We start from the raw sequence: 22,984 nt of genomic DNA on the forward strand, positions 1-22,984 counted from the left end.
GCATGGATCAGGACGCGCCGGCAGGCAAGGAACGCAGGCTTACCCGCATCAAGCTGTCGGACCAGGTGGCCGAGGACATCCGCCGCCGCATCGCCCGCGACGGCATGCACCCCGGCGACCGATTGCCGCATGAGCGCGCGCTGATGGAGCATTACGGCTGCTCGAAAGGCACCATCCGCGAGGCGCTGAAGGCGCTGGAGGTCGAGGGGCTGGTGCGCATGCTCTCGGGTCCGAACGGCGGGCCCGAGATCCAGCCGGCCTCGATCGACATCGTCACCCAGCAGCTGCGGCAATACCTGCATTTCCAGAAGATCGACTTTGCCCAGGTCTACGAATTGCGCCAGTCGCTGGAGGTCAGCCTGGCGCGCAACGTCATCGGCAAGCTGACGCCCGCGCATTTCCGCCGGCTCGAGGAAAACATCCGCATCTGCGAAGAGGCGAACGCGGCCCAGGACCGCGCCGTGGTGCGCCGGGCCGAGACCGAGTTCCACGACATCCTCTGCGAGGCCTCGGACAACGTGATCCTGGTATTCATGTGCCGCTTTCTGAACAGCATGCTGCGCGACCTGGTCAGCTATCGCAGCGAAAGCATGCGTGAGCACGAGATCTTCGGCGAGGCGAATATCGAAAGCCACCGGCAATTGCTGGCCGCCTTTCGTGCCGAGGACGGCGATGCCGCCGCCCGCATCATGCACGACCACATGTGCTGCGCCGAAAGCTACATGCGGCGGCTGGACGCCTCGTTCCGCTCGGACCTGCTGAGCCGGTTCTGAACGCAAGATCCCGGCCGCGAGGGGCCGGGACCGGGATTCGTGGGGCCAGGTTCGCGGGCCCAGGATTCGGGGATCAGAACGGGATGTCGTCGTCGAAATCGGGACGGTTCTGCGACTGCCCGCCACCTGAGGAGCTGCCGCCCGAGGAGCTGCCGCCCGACGAGCCGCCGCCGCCATAGCCGCCGCCCCCGTAACCGCCACCGCCATAGCCGTCATCGCGGCCGCCGCCCGCACCGCCGCCGCCGCGGCTGTCGAGCATGTGCAGCTCGCTGCGGAAGGGGCGCAGCGCCACTTCGGTCGAATAGCGGTCGTTGCCGCTCTGGTCCTGCCATTTGCGGGTCTCCAGCTGGCCCTCGACATAGACCTTGGAGCCTTTTTTCAGGTATTGCTCGGCCACGCGGACCAGGGGCTCGGAATAGATGGCGACCGTGTGCCATTCCGTGCGCTCCTTGCGCTCGCCGGTGTTGCGGTCCTTCCAGGTCTCCGAGGTCGCGATACGCAGGTTGGCGACCTTGCCGCCGCTGGGAAAGCTGCGGATCTCCGGGTCTTGGCCCAGGTTGCCGACCAGGATCACCTTGTTCACGCTGCCAGCCATGCTGCGGTCCCTTTCGTTGGCTTCGTTCCCGCGGGGGTGTAGCGCGTGAGGGGGCGGGGGGGCAAGCGGAATGGCACCGGCTGCCATAGGCGGAAATTCGCCGATGGCGGTGCCGCCCGACCCGCGGCAAAATCCTCTTGCGGCGCGCGGCCCGCTTTGCGCTATAGTGCCGGCAAAAAAGAAGACGCCATGCATGAGGGACCAAGGATGCTTTCACGCGATCGGGCGATGATGCGCCAGCTGGGCCGGGCCGTGATGGCCCTGGCGCTTTCGGCCGGGCTGGCCGCCCCCGCCACGGCCGACGGGCTGCGGCTGCAGGCGAAAAGCGGCAAGTCGCGGCTGGCCCAGTTCGAGCGCCAGACCCGGCTGATGGATTCGCGCCTGGCCGCGCAATACCAGCAATCGGCCCGGCTGCGCCCCGGCGGCACCTCGACCAAGAGCGTGGTGGAGCTGGACATTCCCACCGCCATCCCCGCCTATCGCGGCAACCGGCGCAGCCAGTATCTGCCCCATGCCCGCGCCGTCGCGCGCAAGCACGGCATCCCCGAGGATCTGTTCCTGCGCCTGGTGCAGCAGGAATCGGGCTGGAACCCCTCGGCCCGCTCGCACAAGGGGGCGCAGGGGCTGGCGCAGCTGATGCCGGGCACAGCGGCCAAGCTGGGCGTCGATCCCAACGACCCGATGCAGAACCTGGAAGGCGGCGCGCGCTACCTGCGCATGATGTACAACACCTTCGGCAGCTGGCGGCTGGCGCTGGCGGCCTATAACGCCGGGCCGGCGGCGGTGGCGAAATACGGCGGCGTGCCGCCCTATCGCGAGACGCGCAACTACGTCCGCATCATCCACGGCAGCTGAAAGGCTGGGCCGGGCAGGGCGCCCGGCCTTGGCGCGCGCCCTCAGAAGGTCGAGGGTCAGAAGGTCGAGGGGATGACGCGGCTGTATTTCGTCCCGGCGATCGAGGCGCCGGCCATCAGACCTGACTGGCCGAAGATCATCGCCACCACCGGCTGCTGCGCGGTGATGGTGTCGGTGCCCATCGAGACGCCCCCGGCGGGCAGCGCGTAATAGGCCCCGGCCTCGGCCACCCAGCCCGGCGCGCGGCGGAAATCGGCCAGCGCGGCATCGGTCTGGAAGATCAGCACATGGGCATATTGCTGCGCGCCGATCTGGAAGCCGACGCTGGCCTGCGCCGCCGAATAGTAGTCCACCGTCACGTCGTTGATGCGCAGCGCACCCTGGCCATAGGCGCCGCCGACGCCGAAGCCCGCCTCGGTCATCAGCGGCATGTAGAGCACGCCCTTGGCGTTCTGCACCATGGGCGCGACATTGGGATAGCTGCGCAGCAGGAAGTCCCGCGTCGCATCGACGCGCGCGTCCAGCCGCGAGGGCGCATCCTGCCCGATCGCGTTCGAACAGCCCGCCAGCCCCAGCGCCGCGCCGCCCAGCAGCAGCAGGCGCCGGCTCATCCCGTTGGAATACATCATCCTAGCCCTCGTTCCCTGTTCGGCGGTTGCCCCGCCTGTCAAGGCCGCGATGATAGACGGGCGCGCGCCCTCACGCCAGCCTTTCGGCCACCTGCGGCGCGTAATAGGTCAGGATGCCGTCGCAGCCGGCGCGGCGAAAGGCCAGCAGGCTTTCCACCACCACCTCGCGCGACAGCCAGCCGTTGCGGATCGCGCCCTCGATCATCGCATATTCGCCGCTGACCTGATAGGCAAAGGTCGGCGCCGCGAACTGGTCGCGGACCATGCGGCAGATGTCCAGATAGGGCATGCCCGGCTTGACCATGACCATGTCGGCGCCCTCGGCCAGGTCGCGGGCGACGCAGCGCATCGCCTCTTCGCGGTTGGCGGGGTTCACCTGATAGGTCTTCTTGTCGCCCACCAGCCGCCCCGAGGCGCCCACCGCGTCGCGGAACGGGCCATAGAAGCCGCTGGCGAATTTCGCCGCATAGGACAGGATCGCCACGTCCTTGTGGCCGTTTTGCTCCAGCAGTCCGCGCAGCGCGCCGATCCTCCCGTCCATCATGTCCGAGGGGCCCAGGATGTCCGCCCCCGCCTCGGCCTGGACCAGCGCCATGCGGCCAAGCGCCTCGACCGTCTCGTCGTTCAGGATCACCCCGTCGCGCACCAGCCCGTCATGGCCGTTGGCGTTATAGGGGTCCAGCGCGATGTCGGTCATCACCGCCAGCTCGGGCGCGACCTCCTTGATGGCGCGGATGGCGCGGTTGCCGATGTTGTCGGGATCCCAGGCGCGCTCGCAGCTTTCGGTCTTCAGCTCCGGGTCGGAATGGGGAAAGATGCAGATCGCCGGAATGCCCAGCCGCATCGCGGTTTCCGCCGCGCGCTTGGCGCCGTCCAGCGTCAGCCGCTCGACGCCCGGCATCGAGGGGATCTCGCCCTCGCCGCCGGCGATCTCGGTCACGAAGATCGGCCAGATTAGGTTGGCGGGGGTCAGGGTCGTTTCCGTCACCATCGCGCGCAGCGCGGGCGTGCGGCGCAGCCGGCGCAGGCGGCTGGCGGGGAAGGGGGCGGTGATCGGGGTCGGGGACATGGGCGGGGCCTGTGGCTTGCAAGGATCTGGCCCGAACCTGCACCCATGCCCCGCGCCGCGCAACCCCTTGCCGCCCGGCGGCGAAAATCGAGGTTTTCCTTTGCCCCAGGCCCGGTTAGTTTGCCCTGCGCAACCGCTGCAAGGAGAAGACGTGCCCCGACCCGAGGGAATCCTCGCCCTGCTGGACAGCCGGTCCTTCGGCTCGATCTGGTTCTGGGTGATCCTGACTCTGGCCTGGACCATGGCGGGGCGCCGCATCCTGGGCGTGCCCTCGGACGTGATTTCCGGGGCCGTCGGCGCCGAGCCGGGCCCCAGGGACGACCCGGCCGCCCTGGTGCTGCTCGACTGGCTGTCGCTGACCCTGCCGCGCTGGCGCATCGACCGGCGCGAGGGCGCGATCCTGCTGGGGCTGGGCTCGTTCCTGCTGACCACGCTGGCCATCCTGGGCTTTGGCTACGGGCTGGAGATGGCGCAGGCGCTGGTGCTGCTGGTCCTGCCCTTCGCCCTGCTTTTCGGGCTGGAGCTGCGGCTGGCGCGGCGCCTGCGCGCGGTGCTGGCCCGCGCCGAGGTGGGCCAGCCGGTCAACGAGGCCGGGGCCGAGGCCGCGCGGCTGATGCGCCGGCACCGGATGGTGATCCTGGCCATGTCGGTCCTCGTGGTGGCGCTGACCGCCTTTTACGGCGCGCTCTGGATGATCGTGCATCCCTTCGGCTTCTGAACCGCTCTTGACTTCGCCGATGCCGGCTTTACCTCGGGGCGCATGGCACCGCTTCCCGAACACCTGACCCTGTCCGGCGCACCCGAGGGCATGGACGCCGCGCTGGTCGCGCGCGAACTGGCCCGCGGCAATCCCGTCATCCACATCGCCCGCGACGACCGGCGCATGGCCGCGATGCGGGCGGCGCTGGGCTTCTTTGCGCCCTCGGCCGCGGTGCTGGAGTTTCCGGCCTGGGACACCACGCCCTATGACCGCGTCTCGCCCGCGGGGGCGGTGATGGCCGCGCGCATGGCGGTGCTGACGGCGCTGGCCCATGGCGCGCTGAAGGGGCCGTTCGTGGTGCTGACCACGCTTTCGGCCGCCATGCAGCGCGTGCCCGCGCGCGAGGTGCTGCGCGATGCCGGCTTCTCGGCCGCGGTGGGCGACCGTATGGACGAAGGCGCCTTGCGCGCCTTCCTGGCCCGCATGGGATTCTCGCAGGCCCCGACCGTGACCGAGCCGGGCGATTTCGCCGTCCGCGGCGGCATCATCGACATCTTCCCGCCCGGCGAATCCGGGCCGATCCGGCTGGACATGTTCGGCGACGTCCTGGACGGCGCGCGCAGATTCGATGCAGAAACACAGCGTTCCATCGAAAAGCTCGACCGCGTCGAGCTTGCGCCCATGTCCGAGGTGATCCTGGACGAAGCCGCCATCACCCGCTTTCGCCAGAACTACCGCGCCGAATATGGCGGCGGCGCCAACGATCCGCTTTACGAGGGCATCAGCGCCGGCCGCAAGATGGCGGGCATGGAGCATTGGCTGCCCTGGTTCCATGCGCGGCTGGAAAGCCTGTTCGACTATCTGCCCGGCGCCTCGGTGGTGGCGGACGACCATCTGGAGCAGGTGCGCGACGCGCGCTGGCACACGATCACCGAGCAGTTCGCGGCGCGGCGCGAGGCGCTGGCCCGCAAGGGCGGCACCGACACGGTCTATCGCCCCGTGCCGCCCTCCGGCATGTTCCCGGACGAGGCCGAATGGGCGCGCTGGCTGGCCGCGCATCGGGTGCTGCGCCTTTCGGTTCTGCCGCAGCCGCCGGGTCCGGGCGTGCTGGATGCCGGCGGTCGCGTCGGGCGCAATTTCGCCCCCGAGCGCCAGGCCGAGAAGGGAAATCTTTTCAAGGCGCTTGCCGATCATATTCGAAACCTTCAAGCCTCGCGCCGGGTGGTCATCGCCAGTTTCTCGGAAGGGGCGCGCGAACGCCTGGCCGGGCTGATCGCCGATGAGGGCATCAAGGGCGCCCAGCCCATCGCCGACCTGCGCGAGCTGCCCGACCAGCCCGGTGCGCTTGGCCTGGCGGTCTGGCCGCTGGAGGAGGGCTTCACCTCGGACGGCGCGGCCACCGGGGCGCTGGCGGTGATCTCGGAACAGGACGTGCTGGGCGTCCGGCTGATCCGGGGCGCCAAGCGCCGCCGCAAGGCCGAGAATTTCCTGCGCGACACCACTACGCTAAGCCCCGGCGACCTGGTCGTGCATGTCGAACACGGCATCGGCCGCTATACCGGGCTGGAGACCGTCCAGGCGCTTGGCGTGCCGCATGATTGCGTGGCGCTGGAATATGCCGGCGGCGACCGGCTTTACCTGCCGGTCGAGAATATCGAGTTGCTCAGCCGCTACGGGCACGAGGAGGGGCTGCTCGACAAGCTGGGCGGCGGCGCCTGGCAGGCGCGGAAAGCGCGCCTCAAGGAACGCATCAAGCTGATCGCCGACCGGCTGATGCGCGTCGCGGCCGAACGCCTGCTGCGGCCCGCCCCGGTGCTGGAGCCCGAGCATCACGAGATCGAAAGCTTCGCCGCCCGCTTCCCCTATGCCGAGACCGAGGACCAGGCCGCCGCCATCGCCGACGTGGCCGAGGATCTGGCCGCCGGCCGGCCCATGGACCGGCTGGTCGTGGGCGACGTGGGCTTCGGCAAGACCGAGGTCGCCATGCGCGCGGCCTTCATCGCCGCCTCGCAGGGCCGGCAGGTCGCCGTGGTGGCGCCGACCACGCTGCTGGCGCGCCAGCACTTCCGCACCTTTGCCGAGCGCTTCCGCGGCACGGCGATCAACGTCCGGCCGCTGTCGCGCTTCGTGTCCGCCAAGGATGCCGCCGAGACCCGCAAGGGCCTGGCCGAGGGCACGGTGGACATCGTCGTCGGCACCCATGCCGTGCTGGCGAAACAGGTGCGCTTCAAGACCCTGGGCCTGCTGATCGTCGACGAGGAGCAGCATTTCGGCGTCGGGCACAAGGAGCGGCTGAAGGAGCTGCGCAGCGACATCCACGTCCTGACCCTGACCGCGACGCCGATCCCGCGCACCTTGCAGCTGTCGCTGACCGGGGTGCGGGATCTGTCGATCATCGGCACGCCGCCGGTGGACCGCCTGGCGATCCGCACCTATGTGTCCGAGTTCGACGGCGTGACCATCCGCGAGGCGCTGCTGCGCGAGAAATATCGCGGCGGGCAGAGCTTCTTCGTCGTGCCGCGGCTGGCCGACCTGCCCGAGGTCGAGGAATGGCTGCGCGAGCATGTGCCGGAGGCCAGCACCATCGTCGCCCATGGCCAGCTGGCGGCGGGCGACCTGGACCAGCGGATGAATGCCTTCTACGACCGCGGCGCCGATGTGCTGCTGGCGACCAGCATCGTCGAATCGGGGCTGGATATCCCGACCGCGAACACCATGGTGGTCTGGCGCGCCGACATGTTCGGCCTGGCGCAGCTTTACCAGATCCGCGGCCGGGTCGGGCGCTCCAAGACGCGGGCCTATTGCTACCTGACCACCAAGCCGCGGGTGCCCTTGACCCCGCAGGCGATGCGGCGGCTGAAATTCCTGGGCGCCATCGACAGCCTGGGCGCCGGCTTCAACCTGGCCTCGCAGGACCTGGACCTGCGCGGTGCCGGCAACCTTCTGGGCGAGGAGCAGTCGGGCCATATCAAGGAGGTCGGCTTCGAGCTTTACCAGCAGATGCTGGAGGAGACCATCGCCAAGCTGAAATCCGGCGAGATCGAGGGCACGCCCGAGGACGAATGGGCGCCGCAGCTGAACCTGGGCGTGCCGGTGACGATCCCGGAAAGCTATGTGCCCGACCTGGACGTGCGGCTGGGGCTTTATCGCCGCCTGGCCGAGCTGACCAGCAAGGTCGAGCTGGAGGGTTTCGCGGCCGAGCTGATCGACCGTTTCGGCCCCTTGCCGCGCGAGGTGAACACGCTTTTGCTGGTCATCCGCATCAAGGCCATGGCCAAGCGGGCGAATATCGCCCGGCTGGATGCCGGGCCCAAGGGCGCGACCATCCAGTTCCATGGCGACAAGTTCCCGAACCCGGCTGGGCTGGTCGAGTTCATCCACGACCAGCGCGGCCAGGCCAAGGTGACGGATAACTGCATCGTCGTCCTGCGCGACTGGCCGACCGACGCCGAGCGCATCAAGGGCAGCTTTGCCATCGCCAAGGAGCTGGCGGCGAAGATCAAGGAAGGCATGGCCAAGGGGTAGAAGGCCGGGGCGGTCGGGATCGGGCCTGGCGGAGGATAGGGTGCGGCCGAACGGCGCGGCCACGCCGGGGGCGCTGCCCCCGGACCCCCGGGATATTTCCACACGGAAGAAAAGCCGGGCGGCCCCTGCGACGCAGAGGACTTGCGACGCAGAGGAAAGGCGGCGCGAGGGGTGCGCCGCCTTTGTCTTTCCGGGATCGGCGATCAGTCCGCCGTCAGCAGCGGCGGCTTGGAGTTGCTGATCCTGGGCGTCTCGGGGCCGGTGATGTCGAAGACGGGCTTGTCGTCCTCGATCCGCACCCGGACCACGCCGCCCTTGGTCAGGCGGCCGAACAGCAGTTCCTCGGCCAGGGGCTTCTTGATCGATTCCTGGATCACCCGGCCGAGGGGGCGCGCGCCCATCTTTTCGTCATAGCCGCGTTCGGCCAGCCAGTCGGCGGCCTCGGGGCTCAGTTCGATATGGACGCCGCGGTCGATCAGCTGGGCCTCGAGCTGGAGGACGAATTTCTCGACCACCTGCACGATCACCTCGCGCGAGAGCGGCGCGAAGCTGATGACCGCGTCCAGCCGGTTGCGGAACTCGGGCGTGAAGGTGCGCTCGATGGCGGCGGTATCCTCGCCCTCGCGGCGTTCGCGGCCGAAGCCGAAGGCGGCCTTGGCCTGGTCCGCCGCGCCCGCGTTCGAGGTCATGATCAGGATCACGTTGCGGAAATCCACCTGCCGGCCGTTATGGTCGGTGAGCTTGCCGTGGTCCATGACCTGCAGCAGAATGTTGTAGACATCCGGGTGCGCCTTTTCGATCTCGTCGAGCAGCAGCACGCAATGCGGATGCTGGTCCACCCCGTCGGTCAGAAGCCCGCCCTGGTCGAAGCCGACATAGCCCGGAGGTGCGCCGATCAGCCGGCTGACCGCGTGCTTTTCCATGTATTCCGACATGTCGAAGCGCAGCAGCTCCACCCCCAGCGTCGAGGCGAGCTGCTTGGCCACCTCGGTCTTGCCGACGCCGGTGGGGCCGGCGAAGAGATAGTTGCCGATCGGCTTTTCGGGTTCGCGCAGGCCCGCCCGCGCCAGCTTGATCGCCGAGGACAGCGCCTCGATCGCCGCGTCCTGACCGAAGACCAGCCGCTTGAGCGTCGCGTCCAGATCCTTCAGCACCGCCGCATCGTCCTTGGAGACGCTTTTGGGCGGGATGCGGGCGATCTTGGCCACCACCGCCTCGATCTCCTTGGGGCCGATGGTCTTGCGGCGCTTGCTTTCCGCGACCAGGTGCTGCGCCGCGCCGGCCTCGTCGATCACGTCGATGGCCTTGTCGGGCAGCTTGCGGTCGTGGATGTAGCGCGCCGAAAGCTCGACCGCCATCTTGATCGCGTCATTGGTATAGCGCAGGTCGTGGTGCTTTTCGAAGCTGGGCTTCAGCCCCATCAGGATCTTGATCGTGTCGGGCACGGTCGGCTCGTTCACGTCGATCTTCTGGAAGCGGCGCGACAGCGCGCGGTCCTTTTCGAAATGCTGGCGGAACTCCTTGTAGGTGGTCGAGCCCATGCAGCGCAGCTTGCCGCCGGCCAGCGCCGGCTTGAGCAGGTTCGAGGCGTCCATGGCGCCGCCCGAGGTGGCGCCGGCGCCGATCACCGTATGGATCTCGTCGATGAAGAGGATGGCGTCGGGATGGTCCTCGAGTTCCTTGACGACGGCCTTCAGCCGTTCCTCGAAATCGCCGCGATAGCGGGTGCCGGCCAGCAGCGCCCCCATGTCGAGCGAGAAGATGGTCGAGCCGGCCAGCACGTCCGGCGTCTCGCCGCGGGTGATCTTGAGCGCCAGCCCCTCGGCGATGGCGGTCTTGCCGACGCCGGGATCGCCGACCAGCAGCGGGTTGTTCTTGCGACGCCGGCACAGCACCTGGATGCAGCGCTCGACCTCGTCGGCGCGGCCGATCAGCGGGTCGACGTCGCCCTTGGCGGCCTTCTTGTTCAGGTCGACGCAATATTTCGCCAGCGCCGATTCGTCCTTGGGCTGGGCGGTTTCGGCCTGGGCCTGCTCGGCCTGCTGCTCGGCGCCCTGGACCGGGCGGTTTTCCGAGAAGGACGGGTTCTTGGCGACGCCATGGGCGATGAAATTCACCGCGTCATAGCGCGTCATGTCCAGCTCTTGCAGGAAGAAGGCGGCGTTGGATTCGCGCTCGGCGAAGATGGCGACAAGGACGTTCGCCCCCGTCACCTCGGTCCGGCCCGAGCTTTGCACATGGATCGCGGCGCGCTGGATCACGCGCTGGAAGGCGGCGGTGGGGACGGCCTCGGAACCCTCGACATCGGTGATGAGGGTCGAAAGGTCGTCCTCGATGAACTCGACCAGCATGCGGCGCAACTCGTCCAGATCGACATTGCATGCCCGCATCACCTTCATGGCATCGGGTTCTTCCGTCAGCGCGAGCAGGAGGTGTTCAAGCGTGGCAAGCTCATGGCGATGTTCGTTGGCCAGCGCAAGCGCGGCATGGATGGCCTGTTCCAGCGAGGTCGAAAAGGACGGCACTTCAAGCTCCTGTCAGTCGGCTGGCGGTATGGGCCGCCAGATTTAGCGGTCCACCTGACCAGACTGTCACGATACAGTTAAGATTTGGTGGATTGCGGCGCAGTTCAAGCGGTATTTGCGTCCGCCCCTGCCGAATTTCCCGTGGTTGAGGCAGATGTGATGTTCCCCTGGCCGAATTTCAAGCATGTCGCCTTGGGCGAACGCCATGGCGGGACAGGGGGCCGGTTCCGGCCCTTTGTCCTTGCTGCGTTGCGAAAACACCTCAGAACCGATCCTTCCTGGCGCGCAGCTCGGCAAAGACCGTGGCCTCGGGCGCGCCGGCAAGGCCAAGGGAATCCGCCAGTTCCGCGACCCGCAGGAAGGGGTTGGTCGCCCGTTCCTCGGCCAGGGTCGAGGGGGCGCAGGGCCGGGCGCCGGCCGCAGTTTCGGCCAGCCTTTCGCGCAGCGCGGCATTGCCGGGATCGACCGACAGGGCGAAGGCGCCGTTGCCGCGGCAATAGTCATGTCCCGAGCAGACCAGCGTTTCCTCCGGCAGGGCGTTCAGGCGCGAGAGGCTGGCCCACATCATCGCGGCATCGCCCTCGAACAGCCGGCCGCAGCCAAGCGCCATCAGGCTGTCGGCGGTAAAGACCATGGCCGAGCCAGGCAGGTGGAAGGCGACATGGCCGACGGTATGGCCCGAGACGTCGATCACCTCGGCCTCCTCGCCGCAAAGCGCGAAGCGTTCGCCGGGCCGCACGGCCTGGTCCAGCGGCGGCATCCGGGCGGCATCCTCGGCATTGCCGATCACCACGGCGCCGGTCTGCGCGACCAGTTCGGGCACCGCCTGGATGTGGTCGGCATGGTGGTGGGTCAGCGCGATCTGGTCCAGCGACCAGCCGCGCGCCGCCAGTTCCGCCAGGATGGGAGCGGCCTCGGGCGCATCGACCAGCGCGGTCCGGCCGTTGCCATGCACGAGCCAGGCATAGTTGTCAGTCAGGCAGCGGACGGGGACCAGTTCCAGCGGCATTGGCAAATTCCTCTCTTTGCCGCAGTCTGGCCTCGCGAGGCGGGAGGCGCAATGCATCACGACGTCTATGAGCTGCGGAAATTCTATTACAACCGCCCCCTGGGCCGGGTGGTGCAGCGGGTGCTGCGCGACCGACTGACCGGGCTGTGGCCGACCGAGCAGGTGCAGGGCATGACCGTGGCCGGCTATGGCTTTGCCGCGCCGCTGCTGCGGCCCTGGCTGGGGCGGGCGCGGCGGGTCGTCTCACTGATGCCGGGGCCGCAGGGGGTGATGGCCTGGCCGGCCGGACTGCCCAATTGCTCGGTCCTGTGCGAGGAGACGGCCTGGCCGCTGGATACCGGCAGCGTGGACCGGCTGGTGCTGCTGCATGCGCTGGAGACGGCGGACCATCCCTTCGTCCTGCTGGACGAGGCCTGGCGCGTGCTGGGTCCGGGCGGGCGGCTGCTGGTGATGGTGCCGAACCGCGCCGGGCTGTGGGCGCGGTCCGAGACGACGCCCTTCGGCTTCGGGCGCAGCTATACCGCGGGGCAGCTGGAGGTGCAGGCCCGCGAGGCCGGCTTCGTGACCGAGCGCACGGGGGCCGCGCTCTACATCCCGCCCTCGGACCGGCGGTTCTGGCTGAAGAGCGCGCAGATGTGGGAACGCGCCGGGCTGCGCATCAGCCAGGTCCTGGTCGCGGGCGTGGTGCTGACCGAGTTCAGCAAGCAGGTGCAGGCCCCGGTCGGGCCGGGGCGGCGCGTCAGCGTGCCCAGCCCGCTCGACGTGCTGGGAGGCATCGCCCGGCCGCGGCCGGCGGGGCAGGGCGCCGGGCGCACGGCGCGGGGCTCGGGCTGAGCGGGCGGGCGGGCGAATCCCCCCGCCCGCCGCGCGTCTGCCGGCACCGCGTCGCGGCTCTGCGCAAGCGCGAGTGGCCGGAGGGGCGGGCTGTTTGCGCAATCGGTCGCAGGCTGTCCTCGGCCAAGGGCCGCAAACGCTCATTTTTCCGTGTTCAAGGCGGTTGCGGCAGGGAAAATCACCTGCTAGAGACGCCGCAGATTTCGGGAAGGCTCCAGCCGTATTGTGCCAGGGCCTGCCCTTGACCCGCGCTCCGCGACAGACCGGCCCGCCCGCCGGCCCGCCTGCGGAGCTTGCGCTAACCGGAAGGATGACCGTGGCCAATTCCGCTTCGATTTCCGCTGATATCGCCGGGCGTTACGCGCAGGCCCTGTTCGATCTGGTCAGGGACTCGGGCGGCATCGACGCCCTGTCCGCCCAGATCGACGATCTGGCCTCGGCCTATGACGCCAGCCAGGATCTGCGCGATCTGACCCTCTCGCCCCTCTACGACCGCCAGCAGCAGGAAACTGCGATCGGCGCGCTTGCCGGCCGCATGGGGCTTTCGCCCGAACTGGCCAACACGCTGCGCCTGATGGCCCGCAACCGCCGGCTGTTCGCCCTGCCGCAGCTGCTGGCCAAGCTGCGCAGCCTGATCGCCGATGCGAAGGGCGAAGTCACCGCCGACGTGGTCAGCGCCCAGGCGCTGACGGACGAACAGAAGGCCCGCCTTGCGGATACGCTGGCCGCGAAATCGGGCAAGAAGGTGAAACTGAACGCGCGTGTCGATGAAAGCCTCATCGGCGGCATGATCGTCAAACTGGGCTCGCAGATGATCGACAGCTCGATCCGCTCGAAGCTCGCCTCCCTCCAGAATGCTATGAAAGAGGTCGGATAATGGGAATCCAGGCAGCCGAAATCTCGGCCATCCTCAAGGATCAGATCAAGAATTTCGGTCAGGACGCCGAGGTGGCCGAGGTCGGGCAGGTGCTGTCCGTCGGTGACGGCATCGCCCGCGTCTATGGCCTGGACAAGGTTCAGGCCGGCGAGATGGTCGAGTTCCCCGGCGGCATCCGCGGCATGGTGCTGAACCTTGAAACCGACAACGTCGGCGTCGTGATCTTCGGCGACGACCGCGACATCAAGGAAGGCGACACCGTCAAGCGCACCGGCGCCATCGTGGAAGTCCCCGCCGGCAAGGAACTGCTGGGCCGCGTCGTGGACGCGCTGGGCAACCCGATCGACGGCAAGGGCCCGCTGAACGCCTCCGAGCGCCGCGTCGCCGACGTCAAGGCCCCCGGCATCATGCCGCGCAAATCGGTGCACGAGCCGATGGCGACCGGCCTGAAGTCGGTGGACGCCATGATCCCGGTCGGCCGCGGCCAGCGCGAGCTGATCATCGGCGACCGCCAGACCGGCAAGACCGCCATCGCGCTGGACACCATCCTGAACCAGGCGAACTACAACGGCCGCGAGGCCGACGGCATGAAGACCCTGCACTGCATCTATGTCGCCGTCGGCCAGAAGCGCTCGACCGTGGCCCAGCTGGTGAAGAAGCTGGAAGAGACCGGCGCCATGGCCTACACCACCGTCGTGGCCGCGACCGCCTCGGACCCGGCGCCGATGCAGTATCTCGCGCCCTATTCGGCGACCGCCATGGGCGAATATTTCCGCGACAACGGCATGGATGCGCTGATCATCTATGACGACCTGTCCAAGCAGGCCGTGGCCTATCGCCAGATGTCGCTGCTGCTGCGCCGTCCGCCGGGGCGCGAAGCCTATCCGGGCGACGTGTTCTACCTGCACTCGCGCCTGCTGGAGCGTTCGGCCAAGCTGAACGAGGCCAACGGTGCCGGCTCGCTGACCGCGCTGCCGATCATCGAGACCCAGGCGGGCGACGTGTCTGCCTATATCCCGACCAACGTGATCTCGATCACCGACGGCCAGATCTTCCTGGAAACCGAACTGTTCTTCCAGGGCATCCGCCCGGCCGTGAACACCGGCCTTTCGGTGTCGCGCGTGGGCTCGGCCGCCCAGACCAAGGCGATGAAGTCGGTCGCGGGCCCGGTCAAGCTGGAGCTGGCGCAGTATCGCGAGATGGCGGCCTTCGCGCAGTTCGGCTCGGACCTCGACGCGGCGACGCAGAAGCTGCTGAACCGCGGCGCGCGCCTGACCGAGCTGATGAAGCAGCCGCAATATTCGCCGCTGACCAATGCCGAGATCGTCATCGTCATCTATGCCGGCACCAAGGGCTACCTGGACGGCATCCCGGTCCGCGACGTGACCAAATGGGAGCAGGGGCTGATCCAGTATCTGCGCAACCAGAAGGCCGATCTGCTTGAGGACATGACCAGGAACGACCGCAAGGTGGCGGGCGAGCTTGAGGATGCGATCAAGGCAGCGCTGGACGGCTACGCCAAGACCTACGCCTGAGAGGAGGGATAGATGCCCAGCCTCAAGGATCTCAAGAACCGGATCGGCAGCGTCAAGAACACGCGCAAGATCACCAAGGCGATGCAGATGGTCGCCGCCGCGAAACTGCGCCGCGCGCAGGAAGCGGCGGAGGCTGCGCGTCCCTATGCCGACCGGATGGCCTCGGTGATGGCCGGGCTGACCGCTGCGGCGGCGGGCTCGGACATGGCGCCGCGGCTGCTGGCAGGGACCGGCGAAGACCGCCGCCACCTGCTGGTGGTGATGACCTCGGAGCGCGGGCTTGCGGGCGGGTTCAACTCGTCCATCGTCAAGCTCGCCCGCCAGCGCCTGCAAGAGTTGCTGGCGCAGGGCAAGCAGGTGTCGATCCTGACCGTCGGCAAGAAGGGCCGCGAGCAGCTGAAGCGCGAATACAGCGACCTCTTCGTCCATCACGTCGACATGAGCGAGGTCAAGCGCATCGGCTACGAGAACGCGCGCCAGATCGCGGACGAGATCCTCGACCGCTTCGACGCCGGCGAGTTCGACGTGGCGACGCTGTTCTACAACCGCTTCGAAACGGTGATCAGCCAGGTTCCGACCGCAAGGCAGATCATCCCCGCCGTGGTCGAGGAGGGCGAGGCCGCGGCCTCGGCGCTCTACGATTACGAGCCGGATGAAAGCGCGATCCTGAACGACCTTCTGCCGCGCTCGGTCGCGACGCAGGTCTTTGCGGCGCTGCTGGAGAATGCCGCGTCCGAACAGGGCGCGCGGATGACCGCCATGGACAACGCCACGCGCAACGCCGGCGACATGATCGACAGGCTGACGACGGAATACAACCGTTCGCGTCAGGCCGCGATCACCAAGGAACTGATTGAAATCATCTCGGGCGCAGAGGCGCTCTGACACGTAGAGGTAGAGACATGGCAGAGGCCAATGGAAAAATCACGCAGGTGATCGGCGCCGTCGTCGACGTGCAGTTCGACGGCCAGCTTCCTGCGATTCTGAACGCTCTGGAAACCGAGAACAACGGCAAGCGCCTGGTGCTGGAAGTAGCCCAGCACCTGGGCGAGAACACCGTCCGCACCATCGCCATGGACGCGACCGAAGGTCTGGTCCGCGGCCTGCCGGTGCGTGATACCGGCGGCCCGATCATGGTTCCGGTCGGCGACGTGACGCTCGGCCGCATCCTGAACGTCGTCGGCGAGCCGGTGGACGAAGGCGAGCCGCTGGTCGCAACGGACAAGCGCGCCATCCACCAGCCGGCCCCGGACTTCGCCGCCCAGGCGACCGCGTCCGAGATCCTGGTGACGGGCATCAAGGTCATCGACCTGCTGGCCCCCTATTCCAAGGGCGGCAAGATCGGCCTGTTCGGCGGCGCCGGCGTGGGCAAGACGGTTCTGATCATGGAACTGATCAACAACATCGCCAAGGTTCACTCGGGCTATTCGGTGTTCGCCGGCGTCGGCGAGCGGACCCGCGAAGGCAACGACCTCTATCACGAGATGGTGGAATCGGGCGTCATCAAGCCGGACAACCTGGCGGAATCGCAGGTGGCGCTGGTCTATGGCCAGATGAACGAGCCTCCGGGCGCGCGGATGCGCGTGGCGCTGACCGGCCTGACCCTGGCCGAGCAGTTCCGCGACGCGACCGGCACCGACGTTCTGTTCTTCGTCGACAACATCTTCCGCTTCACCCAGGCGGGTTCGGAAGTGTCGGCGCTTCTGGGCCGCATCCCCTCGGCCGTGGGCTACCAGCCGACGCTGGCCACGGACATGGGCGCGATGCAGGAACGCATCACCTCGACCAAGAACGGCTCGATCACCTCGATCCAGGCCGTCTATGTTCCGGCCGACGACCTGACCGACCCGGCGCCGGCCACGACCTTTGCCCACCTGGACGCCACGACCGTTCTGTCGCGCGCGATCTCGGAACTGGGCATCTACCCGGCCGTGGACCCGCTCGACTCGAACTCGCGGATCCTCGATCCGGCGATCGTCGGCGAAGAGCATTACCAGGTCGCCCGCGACGTCCAGGGCATCCTGCAGAAATACAAGTCGCTGCAGGACATCATCGCCATTCTCGGCATGGACGAACTGTCGGAAGAGGACAAGCTGACCGTGGCCCGCGCCCGGAAGATCCAGCGTTTCCTGTCGCAGCCCTTCGACGTGGCCAAGGTCTTCACCGGCTCGGATGGGGTGCAGGTGCCGCTGGAGGATACCATCGCCTCGTTCAAGGCGGTCGTAGCCGGCGAATACGATCACCTGCCGGAAGCGGCCTTCTACATGGTCGGCGGCATCGAGGAAGTGAAAGCCAAGGCTCAGCGTCTCGCCGCTGACGCGGCGTAAGGGGGCGACATGGCCGACACGATGCAGTTCGACCTCGTCTCGCCGGAACGGAACCTGGTTTCCGTCCCGGTGCGCGAGGTGCGCCTGCCCGGCGCCGATGGCGACCTGACGGCGATGCCCGGCCATGCGCCGGCCATCGTCAACCTGCGCCCCGGTCTGGTGACCGTGGTGGCAGGGGACGGGTCCGCGACGGAATTCGCAGTGACCGGCGGCTTCGCCGAGATCAACAACGACTCCGTCACCCTGCTGGCCGAACGCGGGCATCCCCGCGCCGAGATGACGCAGGCGGTCTTCAACGAGATGATGGCCCAGGCCCGTCGTCGCGTCGAAGTCGCCAAGGAACGCGAAACCGCCGGCGAGGAATTGGTCGCCGCGGCGGTCAAGCTTCTGGCCGACATGGAGGCGCTTGGCACGCATATCGGGCTTGACCCGAACCAGGCGAATTTCCCGCATTAACCGGGAATTGATGAAAACTATGGTAAGCCCCGGTTTTCCGGGGCTTTATCTACTTGTGCCATCATTTTTTCATGGCACGGGGGAGGGGTAAGGGGTGCGGCGTTTCGGATATTTCGCCGTCGGTGTCGCCAATGGCTCGACCGAGATGTTCTCGGCCTTCGAGAGCGGCGGGCCGATGTGGACAGGGCAGGGGCCGCGGGTCGAGCTGCGTTCCGTGCGCTTCGACGAACGCTTCGTCGAGCCGCCCGTGGTGCATGTCTCGCTGAGCATGTGGGACGTGGACGGCAATGCCAACCAGCGCGCCGACATTCAGGCGGTGAACATCACCGCCGAGGGGTTCGAGCTGCAGTTCAGCACCTGGGGCGATACCCGCGTCGCCCGCGTGCGCGCCAGCTGGATGGCCATCGGCCCCTTGCGGCACGAGGACGACTGGAATCTGGACTGAACCCGGTCAGGCGCGGTCCAGGTTCAGCCCGATCAGCTCGGCCACCTGCCGCGGATGGGTGATCGGCAACATATGGCCGGCGCCGGGAACGCGGGCGCGCGCGACATCGGGCAGCCGTGCCGCCAGCGCATCGGCGATGGCCGGGATCACGGCGGGCGAATCCTCGCCCATGACGATCAGCACCGGCGCGTCGATGGCCTCCAGTCCCTCGGGCCGCAGGATATTGGCGCTGTCCTGGCGCAGCGCTTGGTTGCTGGCCTGGACCAGGTGGATCTGCCGTGCCAGGCGGGCCTTGCCCGCGGCGGTCTGCGAATCCCAGTCGATCCCGCCCCAGATGCCAAGAAAGGCGCGCGCCGCCTCGGTATCCTCTCCGGCGGCGAGCCGGGCCGCGACATCCTCCATCAGCGCGTCGTTCTGCGCCTCGGGGGCGGCGGCGAACAGCACAGGCTCGATCAGGGTCAGGCTGCGCACGGCCTCGGGCGCGGCGACGGCGATGCGCAGCGCCACGGTCGCGCCCATGCTGTGGCCGATCAGGTCCAGCGGCCGGTCGATCAGCGCCGCGGCCGCACGGGTGACGGCGGTGTGATAATCCGGCGTGCCGCCCGGCCAGTCCGGGCTTTGCCCATGGCCCGGCAGGTCCGGCGCGCTGATCCGCACCCGGTCGCGCAGCGCCTCGGCGATCGGCCCCCAATAGACCGCGTTGCCCATCATGCAATGCAGCGCCAGGGCCGGGCGATCCTCGTTGCCCGGCCAGCGCCTCAGGTGCAGCGCGCTCACAGGCTTGCCAGGTGCCGGTCGAGGAAATCCAGCCGGTCCTGGCCCCAGAACCGCTCGCCCGTCTCGCGCACGATATAGAAGGGCGCGCCAAAGGCCCCGGCCTCGACCGCCTGTTCCAGGTTGCGGCCGAAGGTCTCGGCGCCGACGAACAGGCCCTTGTCGGCCAGGTCCGGGTCGAAGCCCGCCGCAGCCAGCGTCCGGCGGATCACCGCGTCGTCGGCGATGTCGGCGTCCTCGGCCCAGACGGCACGCAGAAAGCCCTGCACCAGCCCGGCCAGGTCGCCGCCGCCCGCTTCTTGCGCGGCGATGATGGCATAGGACGAGGGCGCGGGATTCACCGGCCAGAAGGCGGGCTTCGGGTTCAGCGCCATGCCCAGGTGCTGGGACCAGCGGCGCAGTTCCTGCGCGCGGTATTCCATGCGCGAGGGGTGGCGGTTCGCAGGGCGCACCCCGCCGGTGCGGTCGAAAAGTTGCAGCAGATCGACGGGCTTGTAGCGGATCGTCGCCCCATGGCGGGCGGCGATTTCCTCCAGCCGGTTGCCGGCAAGATAGCTCCAGGGGCTGGGTGTGCCGAAGTAATAGTCGATATGCGCCATGGTTTCGTCCTCGGGGTTTGCGGGCAGGCTAGCCCGGTGCTAAGCGGGGTGCAATCGCACGAATCCAGACAGGGAAAGCCCATGCCGGCCATGACCGAACCCAAGCTCATCGCGGGAAATGCGAACCGGCCTCTGGCCAATGCCATCGCCCGGCGCATGTCGATGCATCGCGGGATGAACGTCGCCCCCGTCGAGGCGCGGGTCGAGCGTTTCAACGACCAGGAAATCTTCGTCGAGGTCTATGAGAACGTCCGCGGCGAGGACATGTTCATCATCCAGCCGACCTCGAACCCGGCCAATGACAACCTGATGGAACTGCTGATCATGACCGATGCGCTGAAGCGGTCCTCGGCGGCGCGCATCACCGCGGTCATCCCCTATTTCGGCTATGCCCGCCAGGATCGCCGCGCCAAGGCCCGCACGCCGATCAGTGCCAAGCTGGTCGCGAACCTGCTGACCGAGGCGGGCGTGGACCGGGTGCTGACGCTGGACCTGCATGCGGCACAGATCCAGGGCTTCTTCGACATCCCGGTGGACAACCTTTATGCCGCGCCGGTCTTTGCGCTGGACATCAAGCATCACTTCCGCGAGCGGCTGTCGGACCTGATGGTGATCTCGCCCGACGTGGGCGGGGTGGCGCGGGCGCGGGAACTGGCGCAGCGCATCGGCGCGCCGCTGGCCATCGTGGACAAGCGCCGCGAAAAGCCGGGCGAGGTGGCCGAGATGACGGTGATCGGCGACGTGACCGGCAAGACCTGCATCATCGTCGACGACATCTGCGACACCGCCGGCACGCTGTGCAAGGCGGCGCAGGTGCTGACCGAACACGGCGCGACCGAGGTGCATGCCTATATCACCCATGGCGTCCTGTCCGGCCCCGCGGTCGAGCGGGTGCAGGCCTCGGTGATGAAATCGCTGGTCATCACCGATTCGATCGAGCCGAGCGACAAGGTAAAATCCGCCTTGAACATCCGCATCGTGCCGACGGCGCCGATGTTCGCCCAGGCGATCCTGAACATCTGGAACGGCACCTCGGTCAGCTCGCTGTTCGAGGTGGACACGCTGGGCCCGATCTACGAAGGGCTCTATTCCGGCGTGTGATCGCCGGCGGCGCAAAAGAAAGGCCCCGATCCTCTGGACCGGGGCCTTTTTCGTATCGCCATGGCCTTAAAGAAAGCGCGGGAACTCGATCTTCGGGCAACGATCCTCGATCACCGTCAGGCCGCGGGCGCGGGCGCGTGCGGCCGCCTGCGGATGGCGGACGCCCAGCTGCATCCAGATCGTGCCAGGCCGGGGCAGATGCGCCAGCGCCTGGTCGACGATGGCGGGCACGGCCTCGGCCCGGCGGAAGATGTCCACCATGTCCACCACCACCTCGGGCGGAATCGCCCGCAGGTCGGGATAGACCCGTTCATCCAGGATGGTGCTGCCCGCATGGCCCGGATTGACAGGGATGATGCGATAGCCCTGCGATTTCAGGTAACGGGCCACGCCCCAGGATGGTCGCGCTTCGTTCGGCGACAGGCCCACGATGGCAATGCAGCGCACCGTGCGGGCGATGCGCGCAATGTCGTCGTCGACCGGCGAGGTGCCGATGTCGCGAAGTACTGCCAGGTTCATCTGATCCTCCCCCAGATCTCAACCGAAAGTGGCATGGAAAAAGCGCCCGGTCCAGAGGTCTGGCCGGGCGCAAGTCGCGGAACGAGGGACAGTGATCTGAACATGACCGTTCCGTGGCCATGTTCAGTAAATAAATGGGAACCGTGGCTAAAAAGTTCCACCCCGCTCGCAAAAAAGTGAAATTTTAGGGATTCATGCGGGTCCAGACGGCCTTGGCGCGCATCAGGATCTGCTGCGGATCGGCAAGAAGCCGCTCACGTGCGCGTTCCGAGCGCAGGAAATAGGTGCGCTGGCCGATCACCACGAAATAGCGCGGATTGCCCGGCTCGGAGCGGCCTTCGGACAGGGCCAGGACGCAAAGCCCGCCCAGGCCGGGGGCGTAAGCCTTTGGATTGGCCTCGAAAAGGTTGCGGTTCTGTTCGCTGGCGAAATGCCAGGCCTGGCCGCGCCAGACCGTCACCAGGTCGGTGCGCCCCGGAACCGCGGCGTTTTCGGTGCCGTATGAGACCGGATCCATGCCGTCCAATGCCCAATCCTGCGCCAACGCCGCCGAAACGGGCAGGGCAAGCATCAGGCTGGCGAGAATCGGACGAATCATGGCGCTGCGGGGGTTGGTTGGACTGCTTTCGATCTGGCAAATCGGTTGGCGATTCTCAACCGGGGCGGGCGGGTTCTAGCGCCGATGTGAAGGCCGGGTTCAACTCTGTGAAGCCGCGTAAAGCGCCACCGCCGCCGCGTTCGAGACGTTGAGCGAGCCGAAATCTGCGGCGAAGGGAATGCGCAGGATACGGTCGCAGGTCTCGCGCGTGCGTTCGCGCAGGCCGGGGCCCTCGGCGCCGAGGACCAGGCAGATCGGCCGGCCCGAAAGTTCCGCCAGCGCCTGCGGCAGGGTTTCCGTGCCGGTGCCGTCCAGGCCCAGCACGGCATATCCCATGGATTGCAGCTCGATCAGCGCATCGGCCAGGTTGACGACCCGCAGGTAGGGCTGTCGTTCCAGCGCGCCCGACGCGGTCTTGGCCAGCGCCCCGGTTTCGGGCGCGGAATGGCGCGCCGGCGCGATGACCGCGCGGGCGCCAAAGACCTCGGCCGAGCGCAGGATGGCGCCGACGTTATGCGGGTCCGTCACCCGGTCCAGCGCCACCAGCAACGGCCGGCCCGGCCCGGACAGCGCCAGGTCGGCCAGGCAGTCCCATTTCAGCGGCCTGACCTCCAGCGCCGCGCCCTGGTGGACGCTTTCGGGCGACAGCGGCACGGTCCGGTCGAAGACGCGGGCATCGATGATCTCGGGCGTCAGCTCAGCGGGCAGGGGGCCCAGCCGGTCCAGCGCGTTGCGCGTCACCACCAGCCGCAGCTTTTCGCGCCGGGGATTGGCCAGCGCGTCGCGCACCGCATGCAGGCCGAACAGCCAGACGGTTTCGGCCGCGGCGGCGCGGCGGGCGCGTTCCTTGTCGATGACCCAGGCGGGTTTCTTGGATTTCTGTGGTTTCTCGGCCATGTCGCATTCCCGGTTGCTGTTTCGACTGCGCAGAAAATGCCGCCGAATGCAACCTTGGCGACGGGGTGGCGGCGGGTTGGCGGTGGGGCAAGGAACTGCGACTTTTCCGCGGTTCCCTGCTTGACGCCCCCCGACGGTCGGGATAATCACCGCTTCACGCCGAAAGCGCTCGGCGGGCGACGTGCTGCAAGGTGCGGCAGCGGACTGTAACTCCGCCGGGGAGACCCATGCCTGGTTCGATTCCAGGGTCGCCCACCACTTCTTCCAGATCAGCGACTTGGGTGGTGAGATTCGCGGCTTGGGCATGATGCCGGCTGCGGCGCGCAAGGCAGCGGCCGGCCG

General features: G+C 67.9%; 22 protein-coding genes and 1 tRNA gene. 13 read left to right on the plus strand and 10 right to left on the minus strand.

The window, feature by feature from the left end; translation table 11 throughout:
* Window positions 1–2: 2 nt before the first annotated feature.
* Window positions 3–773: a FadR/GntR family transcriptional regulator gene (locus E3U26_RS00950; protein WP_072461938.1), complete on the plus strand. Its 771-nt coding sequence runs from the start codon at window positions 3–5 to the stop codon at window positions 771–773.
* Window positions 774–846: 73 nt separating this feature from the next.
* On the opposite strand, the gene ssb is transcribed toward E3U26_RS00950, so the two are convergent.
* A complete protein-coding gene (gene ssb / locus E3U26_RS00955) occupies window positions 847–1,368 on the minus strand; it encodes a single-stranded DNA-binding protein (protein ID WP_114535720.1) in 522 nt (173 codons plus the stop codon).
* A 207-nt stretch (window positions 1,369–1,575) separates the two neighbouring features.
* Here ssb and E3U26_RS00960 point away from each other — a divergent pair, with 207 nt between their 5' ends.
* Window positions 1,576–2,223 (plus strand): lytic transglycosylase domain-containing protein, encoded by a 648-nt coding sequence (locus E3U26_RS00960; RefSeq protein ID WP_036756703.1) that lies wholly within the window; start codon window positions 1,576–1,578, stop codon window positions 2,221–2,223.
* 56 nt (window positions 2,224–2,279) lie between these two features.
* On the opposite strand, the gene E3U26_RS00965 is transcribed toward E3U26_RS00960, so the two are convergent.
* Both E3U26_RS00965 and hemB read right to left on the minus strand, forming a co-directional pair.
* Window positions 2,280–2,852 carry a lipid-binding SYLF domain-containing protein gene (locus E3U26_RS00965; protein WP_084197151.1) on the minus strand — a complete coding sequence of 191 codons (573 nt, stop codon included), beginning with the start codon at window positions 2,850–2,852 and terminating at the stop codon, window positions 2,280–2,282.
* Window positions 2,853–2,922: 70 nt separating this feature from the next.
* Window positions 2,923–3,921 carry a porphobilinogen synthase gene (gene hemB, locus E3U26_RS00970; protein ID WP_036756697.1) on the minus strand — a complete coding sequence of 333 codons (999 nt, stop codon included), beginning with the start codon at window positions 3,919–3,921 and terminating at the stop codon, window positions 2,923–2,925.
* A 151-nt stretch (window positions 3,922–4,072) separates the two neighbouring features.
* Between hemB and E3U26_RS00975 the strand changes: the two genes are divergently transcribed.
* Both E3U26_RS00975 and mfd read left to right on the plus strand, forming a co-directional pair.
* The gene (locus tag E3U26_RS00975; protein WP_072461940.1) at window positions 4,073–4,639 is read left to right on the plus strand and encodes a hypothetical protein; all 567 of its coding nucleotides are present in this window, start codon (window positions 4,073–4,075) and stop codon (window positions 4,637–4,639) included.
* A gap of 42 nt (window positions 4,640–4,681) precedes the next feature.
* Complete coding sequence (mfd, locus tag E3U26_RS00980) at window positions 4,682–8,146, plus strand: transcription-repair coupling factor (protein ID WP_499105168.1); 3,465 nt, start codon at window positions 4,682–4,684, stop codon at window positions 8,144–8,146.
* A gap of 203 nt (window positions 8,147–8,349) precedes the next feature.
* Here the strand turns inward: mfd and clpA are convergent, their stop codons facing one another.
* Both clpA and gloB read right to left on the minus strand, forming a co-directional pair.
* Window positions 8,350–10,671, minus strand: a complete 2,322-nt coding sequence (gene clpA / locus E3U26_RS00985) for an ATP-dependent Clp protease ATP-binding subunit (protein WP_499105169.1) — start codon at window positions 10,669–10,671, stop codon at window positions 8,350–8,352.
* Window positions 10,672–10,933: 262 nt separating this feature from the next.
* Window positions 10,934–11,680, minus strand: a complete 747-nt coding sequence (gene gloB / locus E3U26_RS00990) for a hydroxyacylglutathione hydrolase (RefSeq protein WP_499105171.1) — start codon at window positions 11,678–11,680, stop codon at window positions 10,934–10,936.
* A 51-nt stretch (window positions 11,681–11,731) separates the two neighbouring features.
* Between gloB and E3U26_RS00995 the strand changes: the two genes are divergently transcribed.
* The 7 genes from E3U26_RS00995 to E3U26_RS01025 all read left to right on the plus strand — a co-directional run bounded on the left by E3U26_RS00995 (window position 11,732) and on the right by E3U26_RS01025 (window position 18,154).
* Complete coding sequence (locus E3U26_RS00995; RefSeq protein ID WP_036756690.1) at window positions 11,732–12,514, plus strand: methyltransferase domain-containing protein; 783 nt, start codon at window positions 11,732–11,734, stop codon at window positions 12,512–12,514.
* 310 nt (window positions 12,515–12,824) lie between these two features.
* Entirely contained in the window at window positions 12,825–13,391 is a 567-nt protein-coding gene (locus tag E3U26_RS01000) for a F0F1 ATP synthase subunit delta (RefSeq protein WP_036756688.1), read from the plus strand.
* Entirely contained in the window at window positions 13,391–14,926 is a 1,536-nt protein-coding gene (gene atpA, locus E3U26_RS01005; RefSeq protein WP_036756687.1) for a F0F1 ATP synthase subunit alpha, read from the plus strand. Before E3U26_RS01000 ends, atpA begins: the two co-directional genes overlap by 1 nt.
* 12 nt (window positions 14,927–14,938) lie before the next feature.
* Window positions 14,939–15,811 (plus strand): F0F1 ATP synthase subunit gamma, encoded by an 873-nt coding sequence (locus E3U26_RS01010; RefSeq protein WP_036756686.1) that lies wholly within the window; start codon window positions 14,939–14,941, stop codon window positions 15,809–15,811.
* Between the two features lie 17 nt (window positions 15,812–15,828).
* Window positions 15,829–17,253 (plus strand): F0F1 ATP synthase subunit beta, encoded by a 1,425-nt coding sequence (gene atpD, locus E3U26_RS01015; protein ID WP_036756685.1) that lies wholly within the window; start codon window positions 15,829–15,831, stop codon window positions 17,251–17,253.
* Between the two features lie 9 nt (window positions 17,254–17,262).
* Window positions 17,263–17,709, plus strand: coding sequence for a F0F1 ATP synthase subunit epsilon (locus E3U26_RS01020; RefSeq protein WP_036756682.1), 447 nt, complete (start codon window positions 17,263–17,265; stop codon window positions 17,707–17,709).
* 94 nt (window positions 17,710–17,803) lie between these two features.
* On the plus strand, window positions 17,804–18,154 hold the full coding sequence (locus E3U26_RS01025; RefSeq protein WP_036756679.1) for an H-type lectin domain-containing protein: 351 nt from the start codon (window positions 17,804–17,806) through the stop codon (window positions 18,152–18,154).
* Window positions 18,155–18,160: 6 nt separating this feature from the next.
* Here E3U26_RS01025 and E3U26_RS01030 read toward each other — a convergent pair whose 3' ends face one another.
* Entirely contained in the window at window positions 18,161–18,931 is a 771-nt protein-coding gene (locus E3U26_RS01030) for an alpha/beta fold hydrolase (RefSeq protein WP_499105172.1), read from the minus strand.
* Entirely contained in the window at window positions 18,928–19,527 is a 600-nt protein-coding gene (locus tag E3U26_RS01035; protein WP_036756673.1) for a 2-hydroxychromene-2-carboxylate isomerase, read from the minus strand. Before E3U26_RS01035 ends, E3U26_RS01030 begins: the two co-directional genes overlap by 4 nt.
* A gap of 81 nt (window positions 19,528–19,608) precedes the next feature.
* On the opposite strand from E3U26_RS01035, the gene E3U26_RS01040 reads away from it, so the two are divergent.
* Window positions 19,609–20,628: a ribose-phosphate pyrophosphokinase gene (locus E3U26_RS01040; RefSeq protein WP_499105173.1), complete on the plus strand. Its 1,020-nt coding sequence runs from the start codon at window positions 19,609–19,611 to the stop codon at window positions 20,626–20,628.
* 66 nt (window positions 20,629–20,694) lie between these two features.
* On the opposite strand, the gene E3U26_RS01045 is transcribed toward E3U26_RS01040, so the two are convergent.
* The 3 genes from E3U26_RS01045 to rlmB form a co-directional block, all read right to left on the minus strand.
* Window positions 20,695–21,147, minus strand: a complete 453-nt coding sequence (locus E3U26_RS01045) for a CoA-binding protein (RefSeq protein ID WP_036756667.1) — start codon at window positions 21,145–21,147, stop codon at window positions 20,695–20,697.
* Between the two features lie 184 nt (window positions 21,148–21,331).
* Window positions 21,332–21,664, minus strand: a complete 333-nt coding sequence (locus E3U26_RS01050; RefSeq protein WP_240540356.1) for a YHS domain-containing (seleno)protein — start codon at window positions 21,662–21,664, stop codon at window positions 21,332–21,334.
* A 180-nt stretch (window positions 21,665–21,844) separates the two neighbouring features.
* Window positions 21,845–22,642: a TrmH family RNA methyltransferase gene (gene rlmB, locus E3U26_RS01055; RefSeq protein ID WP_499105175.1), complete on the minus strand. Its 798-nt coding sequence runs from the start codon at window positions 22,640–22,642 to the stop codon at window positions 21,845–21,847.
* Window positions 22,643–22,816: 174 nt separating this feature from the next.
* On the opposite strand from rlmB, the gene E3U26_RS01060 reads away from it, so the two are divergent.
* Window positions 22,817–22,900 (plus strand) — tRNA-Tyr (locus E3U26_RS01060).
* The last annotated feature ends 84 nt before the right edge of the window (window positions 22,901–22,984 follow it).

The organism is Paracoccus ferrooxidans (assembly GCF_029909815.1).
GTDB lineage: Bacteria > Pseudomonadota > Alphaproteobacteria > Rhodobacterales > Rhodobacteraceae > Paracoccus > Paracoccus versutus.